13 protein-coding genes are annotated in these 17,897 nt (G+C 42.4%); 5 read left to right on the forward strand and 8 right to left on the reverse strand.

Annotation, left to right across the window (positions count from 1 at the left end; translation table 11 throughout):
• Nucleotides 1-85: 85 nt before the first annotated feature.
• The 5 genes from H6G79_RS12950 to apcB all read right to left on the reverse strand — a co-directional run bounded on the left by H6G79_RS12950 (nucleotide 86) and on the right by apcB (nucleotide 7,977).
• On the reverse strand, nucleotides 86-1,321 hold the full coding sequence (locus tag H6G79_RS12950; protein ID WP_190590193.1) for an LL-diaminopimelate aminotransferase: 1,236 nt from the start codon (nucleotides 1,319-1,321) through the stop codon (nucleotides 86-88).
• Between the two features lie 292 nt (nucleotides 1,322-1,613).
• On the reverse strand, nucleotides 1,614-5,948 hold the full coding sequence (locus tag H6G79_RS12955) for a pentapeptide repeat-containing protein (protein ID WP_190590192.1): 4,335 nt from the start codon (nucleotides 5,946-5,948) through the stop codon (nucleotides 1,614-1,616).
• Nucleotides 5,949-6,482: 534 nt separating this feature from the next.
• Nucleotides 6,483-6,818 carry a XisI protein gene (locus H6G79_RS12960; protein WP_190590191.1) on the reverse strand — a complete coding sequence of 112 codons (336 nt, stop codon included), beginning with the start codon at nucleotides 6,816-6,818 and terminating at the stop codon, nucleotides 6,483-6,485.
• Nucleotides 6,806-7,246, reverse strand: coding sequence for an element excision factor XisH family protein (locus tag H6G79_RS12965; RefSeq protein ID WP_242048309.1), 441 nt, complete (start codon nucleotides 7,244-7,246; stop codon nucleotides 6,806-6,808). Before H6G79_RS12965 ends, H6G79_RS12960 begins: the two co-directional genes overlap by 13 nt.
• Nucleotides 7,247-7,467: 221 nt before the next feature.
• The gene (apcB, locus tag H6G79_RS12970) at nucleotides 7,468-7,977 is read right to left on the reverse strand and encodes an allophycocyanin subunit beta (RefSeq protein ID WP_190590190.1); all 510 of its coding nucleotides are present in this window, start codon (nucleotides 7,975-7,977) and stop codon (nucleotides 7,468-7,470) included.
• 356 nt (nucleotides 7,978-8,333) lie between these two features.
• Here apcB and glnA point away from each other — a divergent pair, with 356 nt between their 5' ends.
• Complete coding sequence (glnA, locus tag H6G79_RS12975; protein ID WP_190590189.1) at nucleotides 8,334-9,749, forward strand: type I glutamate--ammonia ligase; 1,416 nt, start codon at nucleotides 8,334-8,336, stop codon at nucleotides 9,747-9,749.
• Nucleotides 9,750-9,830: 81 nt separating this feature from the next.
• On the opposite strand, the gene H6G79_RS12980 is transcribed toward glnA, so the two are convergent.
• A complete protein-coding gene (locus H6G79_RS12980; protein ID WP_190590188.1) occupies nucleotides 9,831-10,031 on the reverse strand; it encodes a hypothetical protein in 201 nt (66 codons plus the stop codon).
• Between the two features lie 297 nt (nucleotides 10,032-10,328).
• On the opposite strand from H6G79_RS12980, the gene H6G79_RS12985 reads away from it, so the two are divergent.
• A complete protein-coding gene (locus H6G79_RS12985) occupies nucleotides 10,329-11,222 on the forward strand; it encodes a ferritin-like domain-containing protein (RefSeq protein ID WP_190590187.1) in 894 nt (297 codons plus the stop codon).
• Between the two features lie 284 nt (nucleotides 11,223-11,506).
• On the opposite strand, the gene H6G79_RS12990 is transcribed toward H6G79_RS12985, so the two are convergent.
• On the reverse strand, nucleotides 11,507-12,340 hold the full coding sequence (locus H6G79_RS12990) for a hypothetical protein (RefSeq protein ID WP_190590186.1): 834 nt from the start codon (nucleotides 12,338-12,340) through the stop codon (nucleotides 11,507-11,509).
• A 1,325-nt stretch (nucleotides 12,341-13,665) separates the two neighbouring features.
• Here H6G79_RS12990 and H6G79_RS12995 point away from each other — a divergent pair.
• From H6G79_RS12995 to H6G79_RS13005, 3 genes are all read left to right on the forward strand, one after another.
• Nucleotides 13,666-16,017 carry a ribonuclease R family protein gene (locus H6G79_RS12995; RefSeq protein ID WP_190590185.1) on the forward strand — a complete coding sequence of 784 codons (2,352 nt, stop codon included), beginning with the start codon at nucleotides 13,666-13,668 and terminating at the stop codon, nucleotides 16,015-16,017.
• Nucleotides 16,018-16,036: 19 nt separating this feature from the next.
• Nucleotides 16,037-16,657, forward strand: coding sequence for a flavin prenyltransferase UbiX (locus H6G79_RS13000; RefSeq protein WP_190590184.1), 621 nt, complete (start codon nucleotides 16,037-16,039; stop codon nucleotides 16,655-16,657).
• 85 nt (nucleotides 16,658-16,742) lie between these two features.
• A complete protein-coding gene (locus tag H6G79_RS13005; protein WP_190590183.1) occupies nucleotides 16,743-17,441 on the forward strand; it encodes a LapA family protein in 699 nt (232 codons plus the stop codon).
• Between the two features lie 243 nt (nucleotides 17,442-17,684).
• Here H6G79_RS13005 and H6G79_RS13010 read toward each other — a convergent pair whose 3' ends face one another.
• On the reverse strand, nucleotides 17,685-17,885 hold the full coding sequence (locus H6G79_RS13010; RefSeq protein ID WP_190590182.1) for a hypothetical protein: 201 nt from the start codon (nucleotides 17,883-17,885) through the stop codon (nucleotides 17,685-17,687).
• Between the last annotated feature and the right edge of the window lie 12 nt (nucleotides 17,886-17,897).

Raw genomic sequence — 17,897 nt, forward strand, 5'->3', positions numbered from 1 at the left:
TGAATGTACTGATTTTTTTCCCAAATCAAATATGAGTCCTATAGTTAACTATTTTAATCAGGTGGGCATTGCCCACCACAAATTTCTACACCTTAAACTTTTCAGTAATTCGCTTCATCGCTTCTTCGACATTTTCCCGGCTGTTGAATGCGGAAATGCGGAAGTAGCCTTCACCCGCAGCACCAAAGCCAGAACCAGGTGTACCAACTACATTGCAAGTATGCAGCAATTTATCAAAGAAATCCCAACTCGATAGTCCATTGGGAGTTTTCACCCAAACGTAAGGCGCGTTGACACCGCCATAAACTGCGAGTCCGGCGGCGGTGAGTTTTTCTCGAATAATTTTGGCATTTTCTAAATAGAAACTCACCAAAGCCTTTGTTTGTGCTTGTCCATCTGCAAAATAAACTGCTTCCGCACCCCGTTGCACAATATAAGACACGCCATTGAACTTGGTGGACTGGCGACGGTTCCACAGTTTCCACAGTTCCACCTCGGAACCATCTGCGGCTTTAGCTGTTAAGGTTTTGGGAACGACAGTTAAAGCACAACGGGTTCCGGTAAAGCCCGCATTTTTAGAAAAAGAACGAAATTCGATCGCACAATCTCGCGCACCTGCAATTTCGTAAATAGAATGAGGTAAGCTCGGATCTGTAATATAAGCTTCGTAAGCTGCATCAAAGAAAATAATTGAACCGTTGGCTTTGGCGTAGTCTACCCAAGCTTTGAGATGTTCTTTGGTTGCAGTTGCACCAGTGGGGTTATTGGGGAAACAAAGGTAAATTAAATCAACTTTTTCCTGCGGAATTTCCGCCGTGAAGTTATTTTCTGCTGTCACTGGCAGATATACTAAGCCTGCAAACTCACCTTTATCATTGGCTACACCTGTATGACCTGCCATTACATTGGTGTCTACATATACAGGATACACAGGGTCAGTCACAGCAATGACGTTGTTGTTACCAAAGATATCGAGAATATTACCAGTGTCGCACTTGGAACCATCAGAAATAAAGATTTCTGACGCATCGATGTCTGCGCCGCGTGCTTGAAAGTCCTGAGCCGCAATTTTTTCCCTTAACCAAGCATAACCTTGTTCTGGCCCGTAGCCTTTAAAAGTTGCGCGATCGCCCATTTCTTCCACAGCTTTAATCATCGCTGTGCGGCACGCTTCTGGTAAAGGTTCGGTAACATCGCCAATTCCCAAACGAATAACTTTAGCATCAGGGTTAGCTTCCGCAAAAGCATTTACCCGCCGCGCAATTTCCGGGAACAGATAGCCAGCCTTCAGCTTCAGGTAGTTGTCGTTAATCGTCGCCATATTAGATAGTGAAATACGCACTACAACAGCTTACAGCTAATTGCTCTTGACTATGCCTAGTACAATAAGGCAAAAGTAAAAAGGCAAAAGTAAAAAGAAATAATGACTGTAACACAAGCCTTTTAGCAATTTCTTATGGTCTGTTTATTTACGCCGACCTGTACTAGCTTGATATCCTGGAAGACAAAATGCGACCAACCAAATCTGTGTAGCCAGACTCACCTCAAATCAAGAAAATTAACACTCTCTTACTTTCTGCGCCTCCGCGTCTCTGCGTGCAATAAATTCCTCTCTAATCCTCCACCGCCCCCAGTGCCTTCAAACTTAATATCTCCGCCTGAGTTAACCCCTGTACATCCTTAATCTTCAACCCTGCATATAACTGATGGTTGAAAGTAGCAATACACTCCCCAGACTGCACATCCCACAGTTTCACTGTCTCATCACCACTCCCACTAGCCAGAGTTAGACTATCCCCATTCCAGGCTACTGACATAATAGAACCGCTATGACCGGTTAGAGTCAGGCGGCACTCCCCAGACTGCACATCCCATAGTTTCACTGTCTGATCTCTACTGCCACTAGCTAAGGTTAGACCATCCCCACTCCAAGCTACTGAGTAAACCCAACTGCGATGACCGGCTAGAGTCACGCGACACTCACCAGACTGTACATCCCACACTTTTACTGTTCCATCATCACTGCCACTAGCCAAGGTCAGACCATCTCCACTCCAACTGACTGAGTTAACACAATCACTATGACCAGCCAGAGTCAGGCGACACTCACCAGACTGCACATCCCATAGTTTCACTGTCCGGTCTTTACTACCACTAGCTATGGTCAAACCGTCCCTACTCCAAGCTACTGAGTTAATCGAACCAGTGTGACCGATTAAAGTCAGGCGACACTCACCAGACTGCACATCCCACAATTTCACTGTCCGATCTAGACTGCTACTAGCCAAGATCAGACCATCTCTACTCCAAGCTACTGAGATAACTGCACCAAAATGACCAGCTAGAGTCAGCCAGCATTGCCCAGACCGCACATTCCACAATTTCACTGTTTTATCAAAACTACCACTAGCCAGGATCAGACCATCCTTACTCCAACTGACTGAGTAAACCCAACTGCGATGACCGGCTAGAATCAGGCGACACTGACCAGACCGCACATCCCACAACTTTACTGTTTTATCATCGCTGCCACTAGCCAGGGTTAGGCCATCTCTACTCCAAGCAATTGAGTTAACCCAATCGCTATGACCAGCTAGAATCAGACGACAATCTCCAGACTGCACATCCCACAGTTTAACGGCCTTATCTTTACTGCCACTAGCCAAAGTTAGACCATCTCTACTCCAGGCTACTGAGTTAATCAAACCACCATAATCGGTGGCTAGAGTCAGGCGACACTGACCAGACTGCACATCCCACAACTTTACTGTTTTATCATCACTACCACTAGCTAAGGTTAGATCATCTCCACTCCAGGCGACTGAGTTAACCGAATTGTTATGACCAGCTAGAGTCAGGCGACACTGACCAGACTGCACATCCCACAAATTTACTGTTGTATCACTACTGCCACTAGCTAAGGTTAGATCATCTCCACTCCAGGCGACTGAGGAAACCGAATTGTTATGACCAGCTAGAGTCAGGCGACACTGACCAGACTGCACATCCCATAACTTTACTGTTGTATCACTACTGCCACTAGCTAAGGTTAGACCATCTCCACTCCAGGCGACTGAGGCAACCGAATCTTTATGACCAGCTAGAGTCAGGCGACACTGACCAGACTGCACATCCCACAACTTTACTGTTGTATCACTACTGCCACTAGCTAAGGTTAGACCATCTCCACTCCAAGCGACTGAGGAAACCGAATCTTTATGACCAGCCAGAGTCAGGCGACACTGACCAGACTGCACATCCCACAACTTTACTGTTGTATCACTACTACCACTAGCTAAGGTCAGACCATCTCCACTCCAAGCAACTGAGTTAACCCAATTGTTATGACCTGTGAAAATTGACAACTCTTTTCCTGTGTTAGCATTCCATAGCCTCACCCTACCATCTGATTCTCCGGTTGCCAACACTTTCCCATCAGGACTAAAAGCAACTGTAAAAACATTAGTTAACACCCTAGCAAAGACTGATTCCTGTAAATCTGCTCCAGTCAAGTCAACACGATACAAACTCACCCGACTAAAATCTATACCAGGAATTACTGTCTGACTCAAATCCTGTTTTTCTAAAGCCAAAGAATTACCTTTGGTAAGTAACTGCACTGCATTACTACCACAGTAACCGACTTCTGTTTCAGTTTTACTTTTAGTTGCTTTGACTACCTCTAACAAGCGTTGATTAGCTGATGCTGACAACATCGGCCCCATTAAATCTAACACCGCTTTTGCTAACAAATTTTTGCCAAAAGTTTGAACTAAATCTACATCACTAATTCCTTTGTCATAGGGCATATCATTGACAATTTCCCGCAAATCATCAGCTAAAATCCCCAATTCTCGCGCAAATTTATAAGCCACAAAAAACTCTAACAAAGACCGATGAGCAGGATAATAATCACCATCAGCATTACGAATCAACATAGTTTGACCCATCATGTCATAATGCCAATGGTCTAAATCTTTTTGTTCCTGTACTTCCTGACTAAAACAACGGCGAATCCGGTCAGGAAACTCCTTATAATTGAGAGTCATCCTTTCCGTAGAGAGCATTTCCCAAGATAATTCACACAAGAAATATAACTTCTGTGCCATTGAGGTAAAAGTACGTGCAGATTTAATATCACGTTCCATTTTGTGACGCACTGCATACAAATAAACACGGGAAATATCTATCGGCTTTCCTGCTTCAATCTCCGGTAAAGCTTCAATAATTAAATCAATCATCACCGGACGACGCGCCAAATCTAACAATTGTTGATTTTGAGTAATATAGTCAACGGTTTCTGGTTGAGTTTTAAAACTGATAACTTGTCGAATTTGCTCATCGTCTAATTTTTCTAATTCTAAAACCTCAAATTGTGGCGGTTCTCCAGTTAAATTTGCCACAGAAGCTTTTAACTCAGCATTTAATAACCTGCGTCCTTCCAAAGCTTCCGGGAAGTGTTCGGTGCGACAAGTTAAAATCGCCTTTGCACCAGGAACAACCACCTTAGCCAATTCCCAAAAATTATTAATCATGGCTTGACGATCTACCCTTGCAGCCATTTCGTCAAAGCCATCAAAAATTAATAATAATTTCCCCATCCGATTTAGCTGCTCAAAAGCCGCATAATTTGCTAAACCAATCTGATGTTTCCGAAAAAAGAACTCCGAAAATAGAGATTCAATTGTCACCGCTTTCGCATAATCCCGCAAAGGAATCACTAAAGGAATACGCGGTAAAGGTGAACCATCTTCTTTAGCACGATGATATTTTTTTAAAGCCTCCCAAGCGTAATGGAAAGCAAACCAAGTTTTACCTGTACCAAATTCCCCTAAAATTGATAAATGTTCCTTAACTGGGTCAGCTAACCAATTATTAACATAGCGGTCAATCCAACCGTCTTCTTTACCATATCGGCTAGTCCCAATGCGCCGCTTAGTAACTAAATCAACTTCTTCTTTAATACAAGCCAAAGGCACATAATATTTATCTATTCCCTTTTCTGTCACCTGGTTTGCTAACCATTCAAAATAGCCACTAAAATCAGCATCAGCTTCGATTAATTCATCTAATGTATAACAATAAACTCCTGAATCATTAGCTTGTGCTACTTCCTGTCTGGCTAACTTGCTAACTCTCCGGGGTGCAACTACCCAACCTTCATCAGTTTTATATTTTTCTCTTCCTTGTTTAACAGCATTCACATCATGAATACTTGCTTCTCTCTCCACACCGCGAATAAAAATCCGGTCATACCCCCGGCGTTTCGGGATATTAATAATCCATTCAAAGTATTCACTTTCTAAAACTTCATTTGTTTCAAATTTATAACCGAGCGCATCAAACCATTCACGTAACCTTTTAGCCAAATCCGTCTCTCTCACTGCTGAAGACGGTGGTAATAATTGCTGATTACTTTGGATTAATTGGTTAATTTGTGCTTGAATTATAGCTAAACTAGGCTGATTATGAATATCTTCGCGCAGCCTTTCTAAGCTAGTTTGTAAATTATCAAATCTATAGTCTTGTAAAATTTCCGTTGCTGTTCTGGGGCGTTTAGCAATTTCCAAAAATAATCGTGCAAATTCAGCCACTTCTCGCTGATAATCAATATTCTGCTGTATGATTTCGTCGCCAATTGCGTAACCTGCAACATATTCATCCAAAGTTTGCAGAAAATTAGCATTTGGATTTTGGCTAAATGCTTGGATAAATTCTTCCTTAATTTTTGCTTCACGAAACAGTTTTAAAATAACTTCTGGTTTACCTACACCATATTCAATTAAAGTATAAGCATAAACACCCTCACAATCATTCGGTGGTGTATCTGGTTGCAACCCAAATTTTTGCAGTATTTTTAATACTGTTTCGTTACGAATAGCTTTATCTTGAACACGCTGAACACCCTGAGCAACCAATTCACTAATAATGTCATCAATAATAAACATCGTATTGATAGTTTCCTAAATAAAATAATTAATACCAATTTAATGTGAAGTTGCACATATTTCGATCCCCCTAAATCCCCCTTTTGAAGGGGATGCTCAAGGGGATCTGATTCTATGCAGCTTCATAAAAAATTGGTATAAGCTAATATAGCAACCCTATCTGAGTTGTGAAAAAATATTCTTTTTAACGAACCGCATAGACGCGTTAGCGGCTTCCCGCAGGGTAGGACGCAAAGGACACAAAGAAGGAGAATAAAGAGAAGAAAGATAATTTCATAAATGATTTAGGATTGCTATAGATATAAAAATAATTAGATAACCGACTTTTGATAATAGAGAGGTTTCTTGCCGCCCATCAATTGATGAATGAATAAAATCTTCAATCTTTGTTAAAAAAATACAACTTGTCACTTTATACAGTGTATTTTGCGTAGTAAGTGCTAAAGCAAATTTTTATATTTAATTTATCTTTATTACTCAAATTTCTGCATAAACCAAATATCATTTTCAGTCAAATTAGTTACATCCAAACAATCAAGATATGGCAAAATCTGTATATTGGCGCAGTTCTTCGGGATGGAAACCCAAAACAATATCTTCGTGCGGAATACCTGCTGCTAACAATGCTTCTGCCACTGGCTCAGATGTGCCATCGTATTGAATCCACACTTTATTATTAATGATATCTATATGCACTATCGAACCATGCACACGCCGCACCCCATCCCAACCAACGTGTACAACTTCGTAATGGTCTCGCTCTGAGTCAATCACTGCTTCTGTATCTATTTGACCATTAGCAGGTTTGTGACCAGCATATTCAAATATTAATTGACGAATAATTTCCCGATAGCGAGTTAGTTTATCCATTGAATAATTCTCTCTAGTTGCTCATCAAAGACAATTACATTTATTCCTATGTTAGTGATAATTAGCTGACCAAAGCGTTCAGACAATATACCTTCGTAAACTCGTTTAGGAACTGCTAAATATAGTTTGCGTGTTGGTTCTAATTCTTGCAACACAGTGCGGTAAACCTCATATTGTCCCACAGCTTCTTGCAAGTCACTCACAGGAGAAAGACTGAGAAAACTTTTGATTTCAACAGCTATTTTTTCATTATCTCTCTCAGCAGCAATAGTAACTTTTTCTGCTCCAATATCTATATAAAGCTCTCTACCACCATAAGCAAGGTAAAGAGGATCGTTGGTTATTATCCAGCCATCTGTGATCAGTGCTTTGATGACTGCGGTATGATATATATCTCTGGCAGGCATTCGTTGAAGTTTACTCCTCATAGCAGTAGGCAAGTTGGTTAGTACATTGGTAAATAATGAAACATCGAGTAGGCAAAGGCTTGTAACTCTTACTCAAAGTATAATTTTTGTAAAAAAGCGATCGCCTCTTTTCAAATACAAGATGCGATCGCTTTACAAAAATTTAGATAACAGCAATAAGTTTGACAAGCCTCAAACAAAACTAGTTCCTAGCCTCTAGTCCCTAGTCCCTATTTCAGCTTTTAAACATCCTGTTCACTTAACTCGCGGGTGATATGGTCAAATGGCTCTTCAACAAAAGCCGCATTAGCTACGCCTGCTGCTGCTACTTGTTCTTTGACGAGATCCTTCATGATTTGTACACCACGAACTGTCGGCCCAATAGGTACACCTAAAGAATTGTAAGTTTCTCTCAAGCCTTGTAACACACGCTCATCCAACACATTGGTGTTACCCGCAACTAGCGCATAAGTAGCGTAGCGGAGGTAATAGTCCATATCGCGTAAACAAGCCGCATAACGACGAGTTGTATAGGCATTTCCACCGGGACGAATCAATTCTGGTAATTCTTCAAATAATTTAGAACCAGCCTGCTTGACAATTGCAGCCGCATTTGAATTGATAGCAGCCGCCGCTTGTACCCGTGCTGTACCACTTTCAAAATAAGATTTCAGACTGTCGATCGCATTCCGGTCAAAATAACGGCCAGCTACGTCATAATTCTTAATTAAAGTTGTAACTGCATCGCGCATTCCTTTTCTCCCAATCTTTACTATCTATGGTTTGATATTTATTTGGCTGCACTTACGCACCAGTAAATTTTTGTGCTATTTAAAATAAGTTCTGCACAAAAACAATCTATCCGCTACTTAAGGATTCTATGCCAAAGTTGCCCCCGATGAAATGAACTTTCTTGTTTTTACAGATGCCGCGCGAAAGGTTAATATAACCTGTAATCCAGGGAATCTGTAACAAAGACTACATAATTATGTAATCTCAAATCTTTACGATAATCCAGGTGTGTCACAACTTGGTGTGGATCAGTAGGGTTAGAATGCTTTGGCAGATTCTGGTTTTACAATAGGAAATTGGCAGAGAAGGAGTAAAAATGACAACCCCACAAGAAGTCTTGAAATTGATCCAAGACCAAAACATTCAGATGATTGATCTGAAATTCATCGATACACCAGGAACATGGCAGCACTTAACCGTGTACCAGAACCAAATCGATGAAAGTTCATTCACTGATGGCGTACCTTTCGACGGTTCCAGCATTCGGGGTTGGAAAGGTATCGAAGAATCAGACATGACAATGGTGTTAGATCCCAACACAGCTTGGATCGACCCATTCATGGCAGAGCCAACCTTAAGCATAATTTGTAGCATTAAGGAACCCCGTACAGGGGAATGGTACAACCGTTGTCCACGGGTTATTGCCCAAAAAGCTGTTGATTATCTAGTTTCTACTGGTATTGGTGATACCACTTTCTTTGGCCCTGAAGCTGAATTCTTCATTTTTGATGATGTCCGCTTTGACCAAACCGCCAACTCCGGCTACTACTATGTAGACTCTGTAGAAGGTCGTTGGAACTCTGGTAGACAAGAAGGCCCCAACTTGGGTTACAAACCACGCTTCAAAGAAGGTTATTTCCCAGTTTCGCCGACCGACAGTTTCCAAGACATTCGCACAGAAATGTTGCTGACAATGGCAAAATGTGGTGTCCCCATTGAAAAACAACACCACGAAGTGGCAACTGGTGGTCAGTGCGAACTCGGCTTCCGCTTTGGTAAGTTAATTGAAGCGGCTGACTGGCTGATGACTTACAAATATGTCATCAAAAACGTAGCTAAGAAATATGGCAAAACCGTTACCTTCATGCCAAAACCAATTTTTGGCGATAACGGTTCCGGTATGCACTGTCACCAGTCCATTTGGAAAGATGGCAAGCCTCTATTTGCTGGCGATAAGTATGCTGGTTTAAGTGAAATGGCACTACATTACATTGGTGGCATTCTCAAACACGCACCAGCACTATTGGGTATCACCAACCCCACCACAAACTCCTACAAACGTCTCGTACCAGGTTACGAAGCACCTGTTAACTTGGCTTACTCCCAAGGTAATCGTTCTGCTTCTGTGCGGATTCCTCTCTCTGGCACTAACCCCAAAGCAAAACGCCTAGAGTTCCGTTGTCCAGACGCTACTTCTAACCCTTACTTGGCATTTGCGGCTATGCTTTGTGCTGGCTTGGATGGTATCAAAAACAAAATTGATCCCGGCGAGCCTCTAGATAAAAATATCTATGAACTGTCTCCAGAAGAGTTGGCAAAAGTTCCTTCTACCCCAGGTTCTCTAGATAAAGCATTAGCAGCCTTAGAGAATGACCACGCCTTCTTGACCGACACAGGCGTGTTCACAGAAGACTTTATCCAAAACTGGATTGACTACAAACTAGCTAATGAAGTTGAGCAGTTGCAGTTGCGTCCTCATCCTTATGAGTTTTATCTCTACTACGACTGCTAATTGTATTCAGTAGTAACTTTTGAAAGCCACCTCCAGAGGTGGCTTTTTTTATGATTTAACGCTCTTGACAACTCTTTCAACCTAGCTCATCGAAGCGTTGCTGCTGCCATAAATCGCGCGTGCAGTTTGGTCTACCTTGCCTTGAATGGGATTCCAATAATGGGAAACTTCTTCAGGAAGACCAAGTTCTTGTGCCGCACGCATCAGCATTGATTGTTGACGGTTTTTAACTTGTTGATGTTGGCGTACCATCAATGCACGAGATTTTTCTTGAATAGACATACTTCAGTCCCCCTTAAGGTTTAGTTATATTTTTTAGCTGATAGTTCTTTCATTTATTAATATAGCAAAAATTCTGTAGCTTAAGCTACCGTTTTTGTTTTTAAGCCGATAAAGAAAGAAAACTTAATATTTAAGGGGCTGTGATGAGTATTTTTGCGTGAGGGAAAAACCCAAAAGTCATGATTTTCTGATATTTGTACCAAAAATTACCTTTAGAAAAATCAATCATTTCGGTTTCCGGCAAGTAAAGAAAAACTGAGATAGCATCAAAAATGACAGTTAATAAAACTTCATACTATGACAGTTACTTATCCACGGAAATTTCAAGATAATCTAGGTGCGAGAGATATCTTAAAGCGGGTAGTTGGCGATCGCGAATTACACCTGATAACCCTAAATCGCTACCGTTACAACGAACAGCGCAGTTGCAAAGACTTAACAGAAGTAATTGAAAAACTCAACGGACAGCCACGAGAACTGATCAAGGATTTATCGCATCACATTGCAGATGAAGCGCGTCATGCTATGTGGTTAACCGATTTATTAATAGACCTGGGAGCCGATATCGGTACGCCCCCAGGAATTTCTTATATTGATGAATTTGAAAAGCTTATAGACCAATCTTCTTATGATGAAGCAGGGACGCTAGAAGATGGTATTATTGCTCCCCTAGCAGCAATTAACGTGACTGAAAAACGCGGCTGTGAGTATTTCTCTGCTCACATTTATGCCCTCAAGCAAGCACCACAGACCGAAGAAAACATCAAAATCCGCGAAACCATCGAAAAAATTCTACCAGAAGAAGCCGGACACGTCCGTTGGGGAAACCGTTGGTTAGGCAAAATAGCTGATAAAAGTCCAGAACATCGGCAAAAAGTCGAGCAAGCCAAGCGTAAATATGCAGCAATAGAACAAGCTGCTTATGAGTCAGGGATGGATATTACCCTGGGTGCAGAACTTCGACGTGTAACAAGACTGGTGGAAGTAGCCAATACGATGCCACTCTGGGAACGTCCCCAATACTTGATGGAACGCTTACCCCAAGCTTTACTCGCCCCTGAATTGCAATTTACCAGAATTCAAGCAGCACAAAAAGCTTGGCAGCGTAACCCACAAGAATTTATGGAAAAGTTTGTGCCAATGTTCATCAACGGCATCAAAAAGAGCGAGATAGAAACAGAGAAACATTAGTGAGGAAGTATGCAAAACACTTCTCAAACTCTCATTTCTGAATGAACCCTGTACCTCTGTGGTTCGGTTCTGAATACTCAAATCTCAACAGTATCAGCCATTTGTCCTGACTAATTAAGACTTACGCATAAAAACGAAAAATCAAGGGTTTGGGCGAGGGTGTAGGGGTACATAGGTATAGAAGTGTATGTATCTAAAACCCTTACACCCTTACACCCAATATTCATAGACCATCTTGGTGTGTAAATCCTGCTAAGGACAAAGGACAAATGACTAATAACTGATCAAAACCCCGCGATGGGATCAGGTTGAGATTGGAGATATTGTAAAAAGCTGTGCAGTTCTTCTTCCGTCAGCAAAGTACGTCCCCGTTTACCGTAGGTTTTAATCAGATGTTCTCTTCCCTGTTCTGGTGTCCAGCCTAAACGTTGCAACTCCACATCGGTTTTTGCAATCACATCAGACAAATCGACTGCTTCTGCTTTCTTTTTTCTTTTACTGGTGGTTGTGGAAGTAGTTGCAGTTTCAGAAGAACTATAATTGCGGGGTGTAAATGGAGTGACATTACTTGCAGTCATTCCCGAAAAAGCAGGTGTTTCTGGCTGATGCGGAACTTCAATTTCTAAATTATCGACAGAGGGAACAAACGCTGGCTCTCGATTGGGAGTTAAAGGTAAGCTAGGCGTTAAATCTGGGGTATGAGTATCAATGCTTAATGCTTCCGCAGTAAATAAATCGGGTGTGATAGTTTTACTACTAGCAGCGACTGGAGATATTTCCGGTTTACTAGTCACTAATTCCAAATTCTTATCGGGGGTAGCTGCATAAGTTGATTCTACTGTTGTCTGAATCACAGGCATAGGAGCTACAGAATTTGTCACTTGAGGTAATGATTCTGCCTGAGTTTGTGGTTTATTTTTTACCCCTAATACCATCAGCGCCCGGTTGCGGGCTTGGTCTTCTGCGGCTTCTACGGTTTCGGCGGCGGCTAAACCAGTAGCACGGATTACACCGTCAATCTGCACACTGGCTCTAACAATATATTTGCCTTGAAAAATGTCTACTAATTCGGAAGTTAAACTACCGTTGGGATACAAGCTCTGAAATTGAGCCAACATAATACTGTCACCAAAATCTAATGTCTGCTAAATCACGGGGTTAATTTTCTTGGATTTCTCTCTTGTGAGAAATCCAGGGGTGTGGGAGGGGTAGGAGGATGGTGAAGAAATCTTTCCCCCCTCTCTCCCCACACTCCCCACACTCCCCACACCCCCTACCTATACGTGAGAAATTCGGGTTTTATCTATAGCAGGGAACAGAGAGGGGGAAACAAGGACGTTTGACAATTATTCCTTGTCTTCATTCATCTGGCAACTGCGATATTTACCCCAATGGCGAAAGGAAGATAACTATAATATGTCCACAGTGAATCTATGGAAATATTTTAATTTAAGTCTATAATTCCTGGGTTGGTAGAGAAAAGTTTTCGGAAATCTCAGCTTTGGCAAAGTTGATTTGTCCTGGAAAGCGATCGCCTACAACCCCTGCCCCATCCTCCAGCTAATTTTTCTGGTATCTTAAAGTTCAGAGTAATGTTTATGCTTTGTCTGTGGTGTCGTCATTGCAGCAGTAACAATTATTTTGAGGCATAATTAACTACTAGCTCTATTTATGTAGGTTATATCGCCTTCAGTGCTATACTATTTACCTAAATCTCTATTTAGAATTATTTCCTAGAAGTACGCTCTAAATCTACAATAATGGAGATAAGGTTCGCCCTCACTGCTTGTCTGACTGCTGACCTAATTGTTACCGATTCTACATGTGGGAATATTGGGTTAATCGGCAGTTTCTCCTAGTTAAACATCAGAGTCGGATGGCGTAAAAGCACCTTCAAGCTAGACAATCAAACACCTGTGGTTTTTCCGAATTGATCGCTTTTGGGTACTGTGGAGATGAACCTTAAGCCAACCTCTCAAAAACCCTTTGCGTAATTAATTAGCAGGTAAAACCCCCTCATCAGGCGTACTTTATCAGTTTGGTTCAGTGAAGGAGCAGAAAACGTCAATTAACTCTGAAATGGTCATGCAGTGAGAAGTTCTCAAATTTGGGGAGTAAGTTAATCTCCAGGTAGGGGAACTTCACAGAACCAAGCCTCAAGGCAACTCGTTTCCAGTTAGTTAGTATCTGTAGGCCGTGAGGGTATACAGAACAGAACCAGATTCAAGAAGAATTCAGAAGTCAGAATTCAGGAGTCAGAACAAGAAAGTGTGATGAAGCAGCGCCAAGAGTTAGAACCACCAAATCATAAATTGAGTGTGAGACTTAAACCCCTGATTCATCCACCAGTCGCCAAAAGGTAAATTCTGAATTCTGACTCCTGTCTCCTGGATTCTTCATTGTTAAACCAACATGATGTTTTGACCAAAGGTCGGTTCACTGCATGGAATTTTCAATCGCTACACTCCTTGCCAATTTCACCGATGATAAATTGGTAGCTCGGAAAGTTTTAGAAAAGAAACTTGGCTGCGAAGATGAGGATAGTTTAGAAAAGCTGCATATTGCCTTAGATATTCTCGAAAAAATCGGAATTTTAGTCAAAGAACGGGGCAAATATCGCCGCGTCTTTGAAGAAGGGGTGATTGAAGCCAAGCTTCGCTGTTCTAGTAAAGGCTTTTGTTTTGCGATTCAAGATGTAGAAGGCGCTGAAGATATCTACATCCGCGAAAGTCATTTAAGTAATGCGTGGAATGGCGATCGCGTTTTGGTAAGAGTTCTCAAAGAAGGCAGTCGGCGGCGCTCTCCCGAAGGCGAAGTTAAGTTAATTTTAGAACGTTCTAATCACACTTTACTAGCCCGGATTAAACAAGTAGAAAGTGGTTTTCGCGCTGTACCTTTAGATGATCGCCTGTTGTTTGAACTCAAGTTGCAAACAAATGGGATGACTTTTGCCGAAGCCATCGACCATCTCGCCCATGTGGAAGTACTGCGTTATCCTTTAGCACAATATCCCCCCCTGGGAAGGGTCGTGCAAATTTTGGGTAGCGATGCGGAAGCCGCCGCCGATATTGATTTGGTGACTTGTAAACATGATTTATCCCGCAATTTTTCCGAAGCGGTACAAGAAGCAGCTGCGAAGTTACCCAAACGCATCCTGAAAGCGGACATCAAAACCAGATTAGATTTACGCAGTTTATTTACCTTGGCAATTACGGGGATCAATACTGATGCCAAGTTAGTAGAAAATGCTTTGAGTTTGGAAAAAACCAACAAAGGTTGGCGTTTAGGCTTTCACATTGCCGATGTTTCTCACTTCATTCAACCCGATGAAATTTTAGACAGAGAAGCCTTGAAGCGCGGACGTTCTGTGTATTTGGGTGATTTAGTCTTGCCTATGTTACCAGACACGGTAGCCGATCGCTGTTCTTTGGTGGCGGGAAGCGATCGCCTGACACTCTCATTCTTAATTACCATCGACCCAACATCCGGGGAAGTGGAAGAATGGGAAATTCAGCCGAGTGTGATTAATGTTGATACCGCCATTAATAAAGACAAGGCGGAAGCAGTTCTCAGTGGTCAACCTGCTAAGGAGTCTGAGGAAGTTATTCAGTTATTGCAAAACCTGGAAGGTTTACACCAAGTCGTCAAACAAGCACGTCTAGCCCGTGGTAGCTTGCAATTAAACTTGCCACCCAATCAAAATCCTTACTTTGATGAAGGAATGTTAGGTGCGGTTGTAGTGAATAATTTAACTGTGCGATCGCTCCTCACAGAGTTTACCCTGTTAGTCAATCAACTCATGGCAGAACATCTCAGTGCATTAGGTATTCCCGCCATTTGGCGAGTCCAAGGCGCACCTGATCCCGAAGATGTCCAAGAAATGCTCAAACTGGCAATTAATTTGGGTGTGGAACTGACATTAGACCCCGAAACGGATATCCAACCCTTAGATTATCAGTTATTAACGCGAGCCTTTGCCGAATCGCCTTCCGAACAGGTGTTAACTTATTTGTTGCAAGACACCCTCAAGCCAGCCGCCTACAGCACCACCAAAGGCAGTCATTTTGGCTTGGCACTAGCGCAATATACCCACTGTACTTCGCCCTTACGCCGCTATCCCGATTTGCTCTTGCAACGAGTTTACTACCGACTGATTGAACATGGACGCGATCGCCGCACTACCCGCGTTAAAGACCGCGTTAACCTGCGTCATTCATCATCCCACATCGAAGTAAGTTGGAACGTCTTACCGCCCGAATTGCAACAAGAACTGCAAAGCGATTTAACCAGAGTCATCATTCAACTCAACGACCGCGAAAAAGAAGTCCAAGAAGCCGAAGCTGACTTGGCAGGGTTGCAAAAAGCCCAACTGATGAAACAACGCATCGGGCAAGTATTCCAAGGCGTAATTACTGGTGTGCAGTCCTACGGGTTCTTTGTGGAAATTGAAGTCCCAACAACAGACTCGCCCAAACAAAAACATCCCAGTGCGCCATTACGGGTAGAAGGATTAGTCCACGTTAGTTCATTAAAAGATGACTGGTATGAATATCGCGCCAGACAACAAGCCTTGTTTGGTCGAAAAAATCGTGCTTCTTACAGATTAGGCGATCGTGTATCTGTCCAGGTGAAGAGTGTCGATTACTACCGCCAACAAATTGATTTAGTCACCGTTGGCAGTGATGGTCTACCTAAAGGACTAGGTAATTCTAGTCTTAACGATGACCGAGATGATATTTATCTATCTCGTGACCTTGAACCTAGCGATTTAGAAGCTTATGCTGATGATGAATAAGTTTTGTTAAGAAAACCGCGTGTCACATCACACCAAGCCTTTAATCATTGGCGTATCAGGAGCATCTGGGCTAATTTATGCCGTTCGCGCTCTCAAGTATTTGCTTGCTGCTGACTATGAAATTGAATTAGTTGCCTCTAAATCAAGTTACATGGTTTGGCAAGCAGAACAGGAAATTAAAATGCCAGCCGAACCAACTCAACAAGAGCAATTCTGGCGCGAACAAGCAGGAGTAGCCGTTGCAGGCAAACTACGCTGTCATCCTTGGAGTGATGTGGGAGCCAATATCGCCAGTGGCTCCTTTCGCACTTTGGGGATGATCATCATCCCTTGTAGTATGAGTACAGTTGCCAAGCTTGCTGGTGGCTTGAGTTCCGACCTACTGGAACGAGCTGCCGATGTCCAAATCAAAGAAGGACGCAAACTAGTTATCGTTCCCCGTGAAACTCCTTTTAGCCTGATTCATCTGCGTAACTTAACAACCTTGGCAGAAACGGGGGTGAGAATTGTCCCAGCTATACCTGCTTGGTATCACAACCCGCAAACTATCGAGGATTTGGTAGATTTCGTTGTTGCCAGGACTTTAGATCAATTGGAGATTGACTGCATCCCCATTCAACGATGGCAAGGTCATCGTTAAAGTATGAAGTATGAAGGCTGAAGTATGAAATTTATATTTCACACTTCATACTTCATACTTCATAATTCATAATTCATACTTTCTTATGGCTGTACTTCGCTTAATTTTATTAGTGGCAATACTAGGAGGACTAACACTTTTGTTAGTACAGAACTGGTCGCCTGCCATATCGTTAGTATTTTTGGGGGTGCGTACTCAACCATTACCCCTAGCGATGTGGATATTATTCATTACTACTGCGGGTGCGTTGACATCTGTATTGATTACTACTTTATTTAAATTATCAAGTTATTTTGTAGGGCAATCGCAACCAGCCCCCAAATCACGAGTTACTCCTAGACGTGTCACCACACCGCGTAGAGAAGAACCCCAATCTCAACCTTATACTCCGCCATCATCCTCTAGGTCAAATCAGGCGGCTGACAGTGAAGAATTTGATGATTGGGAAACTAGCAATAATAACGATGATTGGGATTTTGCGGAAAAGTCAGAACCAGCACCTCCCCCTAGAGCAAAAACCCAGCCAGAACGCGATTTTGAACCAGAAGAACGCCAGCCAGAGCCTAAAACTGCTTCTAAGTCTGGTTCAACCTACTCTTACAGCTACCGCGAACCAAAAAATACGGCGGCAGGCAAAACAGAATCAGTTTATGATGCTGACTACCGCGTGATTATTCCCCCCTACAAACAGCCTGAAGACGAACCCAAAAATACTAATGATGACGATGACTGGTCATTTTTTGAGGATGATGAATTTGGGGATGAAGACAAACCACGGAAATGATTGAGTAGATGAGAGGTAGGAGGTAGGAGGCAGTCCCGATGAATCTTGTTTCATAGCCAAGCATGAAAGTGGGACTAGCATTTTTACTCAGCACTCAGCACTTTCAAGTCAGGAGTTAGAAGGCAGTCCCGATGAATCTTGTTTCATAGCCAAGTATGAAAGTGGGACTAGCATTTTTACTCAGCACTCAGCACTCAGCACTCAGCACTCAGCACTCAGCACTTTCAAGTCAGTCTACAAACTTCAGACTTCACATTTCACACTTCTTTCCCGCGATTCTTGCTTGACTTGACCATTCATTGCTGCTTCCTGTAATGACATGAAAGCATTGAAATCTTCTGAGTCATAGCGGGTAGTCAATAAATGGCGCAATTGGTTTTCTGCTTCAACCGTTAGATAGCCAGTTGCTAAAGCTTGATGTACAACGTCACGAATTCGAGTCATGGTTGATGCCTC

The organism is Anabaena sp. FACHB-83, from assembly GCF_014697485.1.
Lineage (GTDB): Bacteria > Cyanobacteriota > Cyanobacteriia > Cyanobacteriales > Nostocaceae > Nostoc_B.